Genomic DNA, 13,052 nt, shown 5'->3' on the forward strand with positions numbered 1-13,052 from the left:
CACTGGATAATTTTGTAAAATCGATTTAGCAATAGCTGTGGAACAAATACTGAAAAAGGGTTCTGGTACACTTGTCTACATGGGCTTTTGGATTTTTTGATTGATAAATTAAATTGATAAATAAAACCTGATATAGCGATTTATTGGTTGTGCTAACGTGAATTTTTTTAGAGTCAGGGTTTCCTTCCCAGGGTGAAACATGCTCACAGTTCGATCATAACAGGTCAAATTTAGTGAGCGATTATTTAATAAAAACACCATTTTTTATGCAAAAAAGACAATCTCAAAACAACGGAACTTAAAGCTTACAATGCCGAATTCCTGAAAAAAACAGTATAATATTCATGATCCGTAACAGTATATCTAAAATCCATATGTAACCAGAATTTCCCGTAAAATGATAAACCCAAAAAAATTAAATTCCGTCAACCTAAAACTTTTATCCATCGTCCTTGCATTCCGTATTATTTCAATTAAATTGCCCGGGCAATAGCTACTCTATCGGACAAACAATGATCAAAAAGGAGAAGTAACAGTAACCACTCCCCCTACCCTACTTCCCATCTCATCTGTCTGTGTGTCTTAGTATGACCAGGTACAAATCATGTCGAACCGTTAAATTGTTATCCGATGGCTAAAGTTGACCTGTTAATCAGGCTTGTCAATACGCTTACTAAAGCAGAGAAAAGGTATTTTCGGCTATATTCATCGCTCCAGCAGGGTAGTAAGGACTATGTCAGGCTATTTGATCTGCTCGAAAAAGGCTGGCATCAGAAGACGGCAGATGTCAAGGTAGCTTTCACCCATTTATATCCTGGTATTTCCTATGATGTAAGCAGTAAATATCTTTATAAGATAATCATGGATTGCCTGCTGCATCTGCATCTGCAACATCATCCAGGTGCTATGCTGACAGCCGGGTTGCTTAAAACAGAAATCCTGTTTGAACGGTCGCTGTACGACGAAGGCCATGCCCAGTTGCAGAAACTGCAGGACGCAGCAGAAGCAGCCAATAAGCAGGAATTGTTGCTATGGGCACTCAACCGCGAAATGGAACTGCTTAACCTGCTTAACTTCCCGGACATTCCGGAAAAACTATTGCTGACCAAACAGGCACGTATAAACGAAGTATGGCAACGCCTGGGTAATACCCAGCAGCAAACAGCGCGATACCTGCAACTCCGGCATCATCTCCTGTACAAAGGAGCCGCCAGGAGTATGCAGCAAACAGCTGCCTTCCGCCAGATACCCGGGCTGCTGCAGGAACCCGGTAGTGAGGTCACAACATTGCTATTCAAGGCCAACTATGCCCTGCTAACAGGCGATTATACGGCTGCATTGGATTATTTCGGTACCCTGTTAAACCGCATGGAATCCGGCGGGCACCTGAATGCCGACCGGCCCACCGAGCATCTGCAGGTACTGGAAGGAATACTGGACAGCTTCCGGTCGACCAGAAGGTATAAAGACATGCACACACTCCTGCTCAACATCAAGCAGCTGCAAACCGGGGTGCCTTACCTGGAAATGATGATACACCGGCTGGTATTCCTGTATGAGCTTATCAGCTATATCGACAGCGGCAATTTTCCTGCTGCCCTCCGGCTCGTAGAGCTACAGGCGCCGGCATTGATGAAAAAAATGGAACTGCTGGATATCAGCCAGCAGGCTGAAATGTATCTCTACCTGGCGCTCGTATACCTCGGCAATGAGGATATTAACAGCGCCCACGACAGCCTGGAAAAAGTATTACAACAGGGAAAACGCTACAGCAGTCTTCCCATCTTCCGGACCTTTAAACTCATCCACCTGCTGTTACACTACGAGTTGGGGAACTACGAATACATCCGTTATGAAACGAGAGCTTTCCGGCGGCACCTGCAGTCGGATAATAAAACCTCTTATCTGCTGGAGAAAACCATTATCAAGTTCCTGCGCAACAAACAGGTGTTTCCGGTTAGTTCCCGGCCTTCTAATATGTGGAAGAAAATGAGTAGCAGTTTTGATAAAATAAAGGAAGATAAATATGAAATGCAGTTGATGAAATTATTCGACTTCTCAGCCTGGATTGAAGCCAAGGTAAAAAAGAAACCACTTGGTAAGATTCTGAGAGAGAAGTATGAAGCAGAGATGGAGAAATAGCTGCCAGCAGCTGGCTGCCAGTAGCCAGCTGCTATTTTTTCCCCTTATGCATCATCATTGTTTCAATAACAGCAGTTACTTCTGCAAATGGCATTTTTTCGGTAAGATAAGCATGCGGCCCTGCGGGGTCATCTTCCCAGCTGTTGTTGCCGCCGTCGATAATAATACGGCCACGTTTTATTCCAAAATAAGGCGCAGTGCCACGAATGGCCACCAGCACGGCCGACTGGTCCCAGCTCATCCGGCCGTCATGATCTTCGGCCGACATCGGCATGCACCAGGCGAATACATCTTTCACAGGGCTCTGCAGAGATTTGTTGGCCACCAGGCGTGGACCGGTTTTGATCTGAGCACCAATTTCGTATCCACTGAAGAGGATGGAGCCCGGCCATTCCTTACACACTTTTGCAGAAGCCGTAGAATCGATAAACACATTATACTCCCGGCCATGCGGAAATGCGCCAGCCATTGAAACCAGCAGCTTCACTTTTTTTGCCACCAGTTCCCTGCCGTTGAGGCGGGAGATTTTATCGGGTTTGGAATCGAGTAAGGCAGTGAGATTGGTAAAAAAACCAGTAGTGACGATCGTTACGCTCGCATCGGGATGGCTGGCCAGTATGCGGCGATACAGCATCACGGCGTCCGGTGCATCGGCAGTGGTTTTCAGCCGGTGTGGATATTTCTTTACGATCATGGCGGGCCAGCCCTGGGTAGCTGTCTGATCAGGAGCGGTGCTGCTTTTAGGCACGCCGACAGGAAGATTGGGCCTGCCGAAATAAGTATTCAGCACATCAATAGTAGGGCCCACCCATTCGTTTTTATTGCTGGCCATCACCGCCAGAGGTTTTACTTCTCCCTTATCAGCCAGGCAGTGCAATACCGCCATTGCGCCCACATCATCGTAGTCGGGCCCAATATCCGTATCCATAATAAGCAGTACCGGCGTATGTTTCGAGGCATGTTGCGCCTGGGATGCCGGCGTGCAGAAAAAGAAACAGCACAATAACAGCAGGTATTTCATCATCGTAGAATTATTTATGTTTTGGTGAATAGTATAATATTCGTGTATCAGGCGCCGGCTGCAATCACTAATCCGATACCGGCAATAAACAGCAGAAACATACCTGCAATCAGGCGACTGGTGGCGGCATTACTGCCTTTGAACTCTTTCCAGATAAATACGCCCCAAAAGGCTGCCACCAGTGTAGCGCCCTGTCCCAGGCCATATGAAATAGCCGGACCGGCTTTACCCGCCGCAATGAGATTGAAGAGGTTTCCCAATCCCCAGATACAGCCACCCAGTATGCCCACCAGGTGCACGCCGGGTCTGCCCCGGAAGTAGTCGGCATAGCTGATAGGCGCCCCTTCCAGCGGCCGGCGCATCAGGATGGAATTGAACAACACGTTGCTCACTAAGATCCCGGCAGCAAATACCACAAAGGCGGTATAAGGCGTCATTTTACCAGCCGCCGGCGACACAAAATTTTCCAGATCCATACCTGCTGCAATGAAAGGATAGAAAGTAGACATCAATACACCGGCTATAACGGAAACGGCTATCCATTTTCCGGGTTTGCGGTTACTGCCGCTGTTGCTATGACGACGATAAGCGATCGCATTCACAATAATAGCGGCCGTTACCAGCGCTACGCCCAGGAACAATAGCACGGGATTGCCTTTGCTGAGCATGATGTAATTGATCAATACCCCGATGATCAGCGCCAGGCCGATACCGGTAGGAAAAGCTACCGACATACCGGCGCCGGCAATGGCCGCGGTGAGCAGGATATTAGCAAGATTGAACACCACTCCGCCGGTGAATGCACTGCGGATACTGGCGCCACTGGCCTGCGCCAGATCGGTGGTAAAGGAACGGCCCAGCGCTCCGTTGCTGCCCAGCGTAAAAGCGGCCAACAGAGAGAACAGGAAAATGCCGATCACATAATCCCAGTAAAACAGCTCAAAGCGCCAGGTTTTTTGTACCAGTTTCTGGGTATTAGCCCAGGATCCCCAGCAGAGCATGGTGATAAAGCAAAAGAAAATAGCTACGGTATAGTCTTGAACAACGAACATGAATAACGGGAATTTATCTTTATAAAATCACTTACAGGTTAGTAATATCCAGCTTTAACGCTACCAATTCATTGCGGTAAGGGATAGAAGATTGTGCACCCAGGCGGGTAACTGAAATGGCCGCCGCTTCACCCGCAAATTGCACCGCATTGGTAATATCCCTGCCTTCGGATAAAGCCACCGCCAACGCGCCGTTGAACACATCTCCCGCCGCGGTTGTATCTACCGTATCCACCTTACGCGCACTTACTGTAGTACATGTTCCTTCTTCACAAATCACCGCCCCCAGCGGTCCCATTGTTACTACCACATTTTTTACTCCCATGCCGCATATCTTCATGGCCGCTGCTTTCGCCGTATCCAGACCCGTTACTTCCATACCAGCAATCATACCAGCTTCGGTTTGGTTAGGCGTAAGTATGTGCGTATTTTTTAGCAAGGCTGCCGATAATACTGTAGCAGGCGCAGGATTCAGGATTACTTTAACCCCTTTGGAGGCAGCATAAGCAGATACTTGTTCCACTACCTGCATAGGAATTTCCAGCTGCAGCAACAATATCCCTGCATTACCGATTACTTCACGTGCCTTGTCCACATCGCTGATACTCAGGCTGGCATTGGCGCCAGAGGCTACCACAATACTGTTCTCTCCGTCTTTATCCACTGTGATCAGCGCAACGCCGCTGGGTAATTCTTCATCCGATATCAGGTAGGTAGTATCTATTCCCTCATGGTTAAATAACTGGGAAAACTGCTTGCCAAATACATCGTTGCCCAGCTTTGATATAAATACCACTTCGCCTCCAAGCCGGGCTACTGCCACGGCCTGGTTGGCACCTTTGCCACCGGGGTTCATTAAAAAAGATCCTGATAAAACTGTTTCTCCCGGCACCGGGATATGATCGGTTTTTACCATCATATCCATATTAGAACTACCTACAACTATTATTTTCCTGGAATTCATAAAGTACTGCGTTAGAAAAATTCGATTGGTTATTTAGCCAAAACTATCCATCCATTTAGCTAAAACAAAACCTAATATTTTATAAATTGGGAATTACAGGAAGATATAAATAAGCATATTTATATCATAAATAATTGATTATTAATAGTTTATTATTTTAATTTTATGTCTTTCTTATTATTAATAAAGTAGTATTCCCGTTATGACCCAAAACACCGCTATTCACCTGATAAAATCATTATCGGGTGCTGAAAAAAGATTCTTCAAGCTATATGCAAAGCGGCAGTCGGTAGACCGGTGTTACCTGGATCTGTTTGCACTTATCGACAAAACTGTTCATCCGGAGCCGCAGGCAATTTTCGAGGCCTTTCAAAAGAAGCATCCATCGGTTTCGGTGCACAATACGGCGCGGTACCTGGTAAAGGTGCTGACCGATTGCCTGGTACAGCTGAAAACCGAGAAGGATCCTTTCTTTCAACAACTGCACGGCATCATGCAGGTACAGGTATTACAGGAAAGATCCCTTCCCGGCGAAGCTGCACGGCAGCTGGGCAGGATACGCGATAAGGCCCAACGTCTGCAGCAGCAGGTGATCGAGTACCTCACCTGGCGCTATGACCTGAACTTTGCGGCCGACGGCAATTTCGGAGGCATACATGATCAGCAGCTGGTGGATATGCAGATGAAAGCCCGCAACGTACTTAAATCCATCAATCATATACAGGATCATCATTCGCTGTTCGAACTGCTGAAGTACCGCCTCGTCAATGCCGGCAGGATCTCATCGGAAGAAAATAAAAAACAGCTGAACGATCTTATGCTGAGTGAAATGGGACTGGTGGCTGGCAGATCGGGCAAAAGCTTTGCAGCACATAAGCTGCACCTGTTGTTCCAGTCGTTTTTCTTCACCGATATTGGCGATTACCATTCCGCCCTTAAAACCTTTGCGTCCCTGAATCAGCTGTTCGAGCGGCACCTGGAGCTGCTGGAACATCCGCCGGTGGATTATCTTTCTACCCTAAACGGCATACTGGATAATTTGCATATGCTGGAACAATACGGCCAGATGGCGTTTTACATGGATAAGGCCCTGCAGCTGGACCAACCTGCCTATCCCGGATATTTCCGGTACCGGGTGAGGAAAACCGTGGCAGTATACCAGCTGGTGAGCCTCATTACCCGGCAGCAATACCAGGAGGCCACGGCGCTTGTGGGCACTGAGCTGCTGGAAGCTTATAACATGGTAGACGAAGAAAAACAGTGGGAGCTGTACTTCTACTATAGCCTGGCCTGGTTCCGGATGGGGAACTGGAAAAAGGCTCACCAACAGATCACTGCCGTTACTCAACGCCAACAACCACATCCCCGGTGGCTGGTATGTAAAGCGATCCGTTTGCTGAATATCATCGTGCATTATGAAAAAGGAGATGCAGATTATATTGAGTATGAATTAAGATCCTATAAGCGCTTCTTTGGCAAAGAGCAGCAACTGAAATCAGAAAGCCTGTTGTTTCGTTTCATGAAGCTGTGCCCGGCTCCCGGTCGCACGAGAATGCCGGAGGCACGGCTCAGGAGCATGACGCAGGCACTGCAAGGCTTGCAGAAAGATCAGTATGAAAGACAATTGTTAAAGTATTTTGATATAACCACATGGATAGCGCAAAAGCTCGGTAGGTAACAAGGTCTTTAATTTTTCAGCCAGATTAATTAATTTTTATTATATTCATTTTGACAAGGTTAGGTATACTACACAATTAAAAATTAACCAACCTTTTTCGAGAGTGATATTTATTTCCGGAACATCATCCTCTTATCCTTACCTGGAGATACACAATTAACCGATTGGCATGAATACTGGCTTATTGACAAACCTCAGTACATTCCGCTTGTTGACAGGTGTGCTATTGTTATTACTACTGCTGGCCGGGTGCGAAACACATTCGGGGTACCCGCCTGATCATTCGGAATATTTTGATCAGTTCTTTCAGCGTACTGATAGTTTAGAGGCCAGCCAGGCTTTGCATCAACTGGATTCCACCTTTGCAGTTTTCCCCAATCCTGGTCCGATGGATCTGGCCCGTAAATATGCGTATAAAATGAATCATTACTGGTCGCGCAAAAGGGACAAGAAGATGGCAAGACTATATGCAGATAGTATCTTCTATGTGCTTAAAGGTAAAACTGACCGGCCGGATTATGGCCGGGAATATGGCGAGGCATTGCTGACGACAGGAGATATTATGAGGGATGAGGGCAAGTTCAGCGATGCTTTTGCACGCTATTATGAAGGGCGGGCACTTATACAAAAAAGCGGTGATACCTGTAGTTTCAATTCCTATGATGGCAGGCTGGCAATGACTTATTATCTGCAAAAACGCTACCGGGAAGCAATTCCGTATTTCGAAGAAGCCTTCAATGCACTTAGCTATTGCAAAAATGACCCTTATTATGGGTTCCGTATTCAGCAGGGCGAGCTCGATAACATAGGGCTGTGCTACTATAATCTGAATATGAACGATAGCGCGCGTTTTTACTACGACAGTGCGCTTCATTACATTCAACTCAACGAAAAGCCGTTTCATGATAAAGATCGGCACGTACAATTTATCGCAGAAGCCAGGGCTGTGATATTCGGTAACCTGGGCAGCATCTTCCTGCTGCAGGGAGATACCGTGAATGCGGAAAATAATTTCCAGGATAACCTGCGAATCACCATGAGCGGGGATCATGATAAGAGGAACGCGCAACAAACCGTTGCGAAGCTGATTCAACTAAAACTTTACCAGTCGAAATACGACGAAGCCCGTACCTGGCTGCGAACACTGCGTGGCATGCTTGACACACTGCCCTATGATTCTTCAGAACTCAACTGGCGGCAACTGCAATCAAAATACTATGCTGTTACCGGCAAACCGGATACTGCATTGGCGTTTCTGCAAAGTTTCGTAGCGCTGAAAGACTCTCTCACCGCTGTCAACAGCCCGCTGAATGACCTCGACATACAACGTGAATTTGGTTATATCTCGAAGGAGTATGAGTTGGAATTGCTAAGGAAACAAAATGAGATCAAATCTATCTACCTGGTGGTATCTGTACTATTATTCGCCATGGCAGCCATTATTGCCTTCCAGATCTGGCAATACTCTAAACGGTCTAAAAAGCATCTGACCGCACTGGAACAGCTTAACAAACAAGTCACCGATCAGAATGCGCAGATGAGCCGGAGCCTGAATGCACTGGAACAAAGCCAGCTCGATAACTCACGCATGATGAAAATTGTAGCGCACGACCTGCGTAACCCGGTTGGCGCCATGGCCGGGCTTACAGAAATATTATCACTTGACCTGGACAATACTTCCGACGGCACCCAGGAAACGCTACAGCTGATGCGGGAATCCGGCGAACGTGCCCTTAGCCTGATCAATGAACTGCTGTACCTGAACGTTACCACAGAAATGCAGCGCGAACCCGTTGAAATGGATGTAGTATTGCGATACTGTGTTAACCTGTTATTACCTAAAGCAAAAGAAAAAGGCATTACCATACAACTTTATACCATCCCCGTTACATTCTTTGGTAACCGGGAAAAGATCTGGCGGGTATTCAGCAATCTTATTACCAATGCCATCAAATTCAGTCGCCGTGGCTCCGTCATTGATGTACGGATGCAGCCGGAAGAAAATGATATGGTAAAGATTTCCGTTAAAGATGAAGGCATTGGTATCCCTCCGGATATCCGTGAAAAAATATTCAACCTCTCCCCCGACTCCAGCCGGAAAGGCACTATGGGAGAAGAATCCTTTGGCCTTGGCCTGGCCATTTCCAAGCAGATTGTAATGGCGCATAGCGGAAGAATCTGGTTTGAGAGTGAAGAAGGAAAAGGATCGGTGTTCTATGTGGAACTGAAAAGGGGATGAGGGGAAATGAGAATTACGAATTAAGAATTACGAATTACGGATCAGAGCGAAGAGTTAAGCGGATATTGTTACTATCGCTTAGTTCTTCGCTCTGATCCGTAATTCGTAATTCCTATTTTCTTCTTATCTTCGAACACTGTTCGTAAAATTAAACACTACATGGGGAGCAAAGAAAGAATGGCCCGGGAGAAAGAGGAACTGAGGAAGAAGATCCTGGATGCTTCACTCGAAATTATTATTGCCGAAGGCTGCGAAGCGCTGAGCATGCGCAAAATAGCGGACCGGATAGAATATGCTGCGCCTACCCTTTATGAATACTTTAAGAATAAGGACCAGATCATGACCGAGCTAACGGGAAGAGGTTATACGATACTGTCCGACGAAATCCGGAAGGCGCTGGAGAAAAAGGGGGATGCGGAAACGAGGCTCCGGGCAATGTGGACGGCCTATTGGCGTTTCGGCTTCAAACATACAGAGCTCTACCGGCTGATGTACGGTGTTAAGGTAAGCTGCCCCAAACCCAAAGGAACGGTAGCCAACATCGACCGGCCACAGGAAATGTTTACCCGGGTAATCGGCGAACTCCTGCCGGATAGCCAGCCTGTGAAGGGAGAAGCGGAAAGATGGTATTATGCTTTATGGTCGCTCGTACACGGACTAATTGCCATCAATCTCACCAATGTGGAACTCGCAGATAAAATGAACAGGCAGATACTGGAAGATGCAATGGGAGGATTGATAAGGAGCATCCGGCATTAGTGGATGAGCAAATGAAACGTGATTCCTTTCATCCTGCTGGTTTAATTTATACGCCACTTTAAGCGTGGGCGCAGTCCACCGTTTCAAAGAGAACCAGCTGCTGGCAGCAGTTAACTATTAATCAAGCAGATGTTTCATGTATTCTTCGGAATTACATCCTCCCAGGTCCAGCATGCCGTTCATGGCATCCCAGTAGCAGGTTTTGGATATTCCTGTGGTGTTCAGCAGAATCAGAAAATGATAATCGGGCGCCAGCAGTATCAGTTTGTTTTCTTTATCCAGCTTCCAGTATAAGCCATTGGTGGTGTTCGGATTTTTTATTCCCTGGCCGTAAAGCCCTGTCAGCGTATTCCTGATCACCGGCAATTGCGCATCCGTCATTTCTATCAGGCATCCATTGATGGTTCCGTCGGCCTGCTCCTTTTTGAGCATTGCAGAAAGTTCGTCTGCGTTACTTACCCGTTCCATTTCCATATGACCGCCACCGCCACGCATCGATGCCTGGATTTTTTTCCGGTAGGCCGGGGATGTTAATTTGAAAATGACAGTAGCACTATCCAGCGGAATGTTGTTGAAACTATAGCTGTCGGTAACTGCATTGGTCAGTATCATGGCATCCGGCACTTCAACGGTCGACATGCCTACAGTAATGCCCTTGCTTTTCCATCTTACCAGGTCTTTCACCTGTTCATTCAAATGCAGTGTGGACAGGTCGATACGGGATTCTGGTTTGCAGCTGCCCAGTAATATGGCTGAAAGCAGCGTGATAGCGATCCTTCTGTGCATAGTTCTTTACAGGTTGTTATTTTGATCAGCCGATTGATTTGGTTGAATACAATGATCATAAATTTATCATTATTTTCTCTGATAAATTCATTCGTCTGAACATATTGTTACTTTTGATTCCCTCCCGGCCTGATTCTCTGTACTATGCCATAAATCGCAATGAGATAACATGCAATATTGATACCTGCCACCAGCACCACCATCATAGACAATCCTTCTTTCCGGTAGCCGCGGTAAACTGCAAAAGTAAATATCGGGCAAAGCAGGAGCATCACGATATAGAACCAGGTATTCCGGGGACCGGTTTGCTGCCGCGGAGGCGGCGCAGACGGGCGAATACGGTCCCTTGACCGCATAGCGGCCTGGTAGCTACCGGAATCGAATCCCGCTACGGAAAAGCCACTCCCATTGCCAATAAGATCGTCTGTCCAGTAACCAAGACCTGCTATCGCAGCATCATTTTGTTTTATACCTTGTATGACTTTGCTCAGATAGTCCAGCAATTCGGTTACGGAGGTGAAATTGGAAAAAGCGATGATATCGAGACTGATACCCTCGTTTGTTTGTTTTATTAAATCGGCGAGGTAATTCCTGAAATCTTCAAACAGCTGCAGGGCGCCGGGATAATGCGTTTGCAGGAAACGCTGCATATCGCGGGCATTATTCCCGAATTGCGCGGGGCTGATCAGGAGTTCGGAGGAAGGCAATGCCGCATCGTCCGGTTCTTCAGCATCCGGATCGTCATAGGCCTTTTCGATTGTCAGCCAATCGCTCTTATGCCGGTGCAGCATTTCTTCATCCAGCAGCCCGATCCAGAAGACCGGAAGCGAATTATTAGCCTCAAACAGGCAGTCATTTTCCTGAGGTGTTCGCAAATAGAGATAACTTCTATGTCCCATAAGGTGTATTTGGAGGAACTGATAAACCTGTTCAAAGATGCCTATTTAAGGTTAATGCAGGTTAATAATCATCAGCATGACAAGTTCATTATATACCTTTCTCGGCTCTTTCTTTTTCTACCTGCAAGATATTGTGCTGAATATCTTTCATGATCCACCTGGCCCACCAGCTTGCGTAAAAATTAAAAGTAGTTGTTAATTTAAAATGACTGTAAAGATGTAGTCTGTACGTTGTATCATTCAATTTTTCGAGCTCGTAAGTGCCATTCAGTACATCAAAATACTTTCCACCGATTACTACATGATCATCCATTGTTGTAGAAGGGATCTCGTAGGGATATGCCTTGATGGAAAAAACCATTTTTTTCTGTTCTTCATATGCCGATACTGTTTCGTGAAAAACAAGTCCACCGGTAAATATGGCCTTCCGGTAAGCGCCCACTCCGTTAAAATTCAATTCTGCCTTCACCGGCCGGGGAAAGCCGAGTGCTCTTGTGAGCCAACCTTTATCCTGTTCGGCGGAAATTGCTTTCACCCTCGTTACGTTGTTCCAGATCCTTTCTGCGGGCGCATGAATATCGATATACGTATAGGCTTCATAGGTACCCGGAATTTCTCCCACCAGTTTTTCCACCGGTGCAGCCATAAATGGCAGGAGCGCAAATAAAGAGATATAGCGTTTATTTTCCTTATCGCGTGATTTCAGATAGCCGCCAATGAAACCTCCGAGAGAAGCCGCCAGCAGGAAAAGCGGCAGTACCATCAGCCAACAGGCCCATCCCTCCAGCGCCAGTGCCAGCGTGATTACAAAAAATATACAGATCGGTATCCAGGGTGCGAAAAAGCGATATACCGGTTTTCTGGCCTGTTCAACATTTGAAAAATACACTGTTAGAATACCGACGATCACCGGCAGGAAAAACAGGAAGGATACCGACATTACCCTAAAGAGGCCGTCCCAGGTGTCAACCCCGAAAAGCAACCTCAGTATAATCGCATAAAGCACCGCAATACCTATCGCAATAAGTAATGCTTTTTGTCCTTTGCTCATCATCTATTTCAGAAAATTCACCGCCAGATAATATCCACCTCCTATCACCAATAGTGGTAATCCCGCGGCAGTTAGCAAGATAGCCCAATTGAAAATACCGAAATAACTCAGCATTCTCACTGTTTGGGGATCGTCGGGATGATAGATGAGCATTTGCTGCTCTCCTACCGACCACGCCGATGGACTGCTCGACATATTCAGATGGTATTTGTACTCTTCATTGTTACTGGTTCTGAATGTAAAGACGGGGCTATAGAACCTGCCGTCCGCATCATTGTATTCGGTTAATTCAGTAACGGTGCCCATTGCCTTTTCACCTGTGTGCAGGAAGAAAAGGGATTTCCTGAGAAAAAGACAGGCAAGGATTAACATCAGGCCCCCCAGGGCGAGCATCAGGCTATAGTACCACATAGGTGTTGCTTTATTGTTTAAGGGTTTAAACATGACCTAAAGATACGGGA

General features: G+C 46.6%; 11 protein-coding genes. 4 read left to right on the top strand and 7 right to left on the bottom strand.

Going from position 1 to position 13,052, the window contains the following annotated elements; translation table 11 throughout:
* Window positions 1-630: 630 nt before the first annotated feature.
* Entirely contained in the window at window positions 631-2,142 is a 1,512-nt protein-coding gene (locus UNH61_RS20670) for a hypothetical protein (RefSeq protein ID WP_326993901.1), read from the top strand.
* Between the two features lie 31 nt (window positions 2,143-2,173).
* On the opposite strand, the gene UNH61_RS20675 is transcribed toward UNH61_RS20670, so the two are convergent.
* From UNH61_RS20675 to rbsK, 3 genes are read right to left on the bottom strand one after another with little or no spacing between them, the layout of a single operon-like run.
* The gene (locus UNH61_RS20675) at window positions 2,174-3,166 is read right to left on the bottom strand and encodes a nucleoside hydrolase (RefSeq protein WP_326993902.1); all 993 of its coding nucleotides are present in this window, start codon (window positions 3,164-3,166) and stop codon (window positions 2,174-2,176) included.
* A 44-nt stretch (window positions 3,167-3,210) separates the two neighbouring features.
* Window positions 3,211-4,215, bottom strand: a complete 1,005-nt coding sequence (locus UNH61_RS20680) for a GRP family sugar transporter (RefSeq protein WP_326993903.1) — start codon at window positions 4,213-4,215, stop codon at window positions 3,211-3,213.
* A 31-nt stretch (window positions 4,216-4,246) separates the two neighbouring features.
* Window positions 4,247-5,179, bottom strand: coding sequence for a ribokinase (gene rbsK, locus UNH61_RS20685; RefSeq protein ID WP_326993904.1), 933 nt, complete (start codon window positions 5,177-5,179; stop codon window positions 4,247-4,249).
* A gap of 202 nt (window positions 5,180-5,381) precedes the next feature.
* Here rbsK and UNH61_RS20690 point away from each other — a divergent pair, with 202 nt between their 5' ends.
* From UNH61_RS20690 to UNH61_RS20700, 3 genes are all read left to right on the top strand, one after another.
* The gene (locus UNH61_RS20690; protein WP_326993905.1) at window positions 5,382-6,857 is read left to right on the top strand and encodes a hypothetical protein; all 1,476 of its coding nucleotides are present in this window, start codon (window positions 5,382-5,384) and stop codon (window positions 6,855-6,857) included.
* A gap of 169 nt (window positions 6,858-7,026) precedes the next feature.
* Complete coding sequence (locus tag UNH61_RS20695; protein ID WP_326993906.1) at window positions 7,027-9,096, top strand: ATP-binding protein; 2,070 nt, start codon at window positions 7,027-7,029, stop codon at window positions 9,094-9,096.
* A gap of 159 nt (window positions 9,097-9,255) precedes the next feature.
* On the top strand, window positions 9,256-9,855 hold the full coding sequence (locus tag UNH61_RS20700) for a TetR/AcrR family transcriptional regulator (RefSeq protein ID WP_326993907.1): 600 nt from the start codon (window positions 9,256-9,258) through the stop codon (window positions 9,853-9,855).
* A gap of 117 nt (window positions 9,856-9,972) precedes the next feature.
* Here the strand turns inward: UNH61_RS20700 and UNH61_RS20705 are convergent, their stop codons facing one another.
* From UNH61_RS20705 to UNH61_RS20720, 4 genes are all read right to left on the bottom strand, one after another.
* Window positions 9,973-10,641, bottom strand: coding sequence for a hypothetical protein (locus tag UNH61_RS20705; protein ID WP_326993908.1), 669 nt, complete (start codon window positions 10,639-10,641; stop codon window positions 9,973-9,975).
* A 107-nt stretch (window positions 10,642-10,748) separates the two neighbouring features.
* Window positions 10,749-11,540: a hypothetical protein gene (locus UNH61_RS20710; protein WP_326993909.1), complete on the bottom strand. Its 792-nt coding sequence runs from the start codon at window positions 11,538-11,540 to the stop codon at window positions 10,749-10,751.
* An 88-nt stretch (window positions 11,541-11,628) separates the two neighbouring features.
* A complete protein-coding gene (locus UNH61_RS20715) occupies window positions 11,629-12,591 on the bottom strand; it encodes a hypothetical protein (RefSeq protein ID WP_326993910.1) in 963 nt (320 codons plus the stop codon).
* A gap of 3 nt (window positions 12,592-12,594) precedes the next feature.
* Window positions 12,595-13,035: a DUF3592 domain-containing protein gene (locus UNH61_RS20720; protein WP_326993911.1), complete on the bottom strand. Its 441-nt coding sequence runs from the start codon at window positions 13,033-13,035 to the stop codon at window positions 12,595-12,597.
* Window positions 13,036-13,052 lie beyond the last annotated feature (17 nt).

This window comes from Chitinophaga sp. 180180018-3, from assembly GCF_037893185.1.
Lineage (GTDB): Bacteria > Bacteroidota > Bacteroidia > Chitinophagales > Chitinophagaceae > Chitinophaga.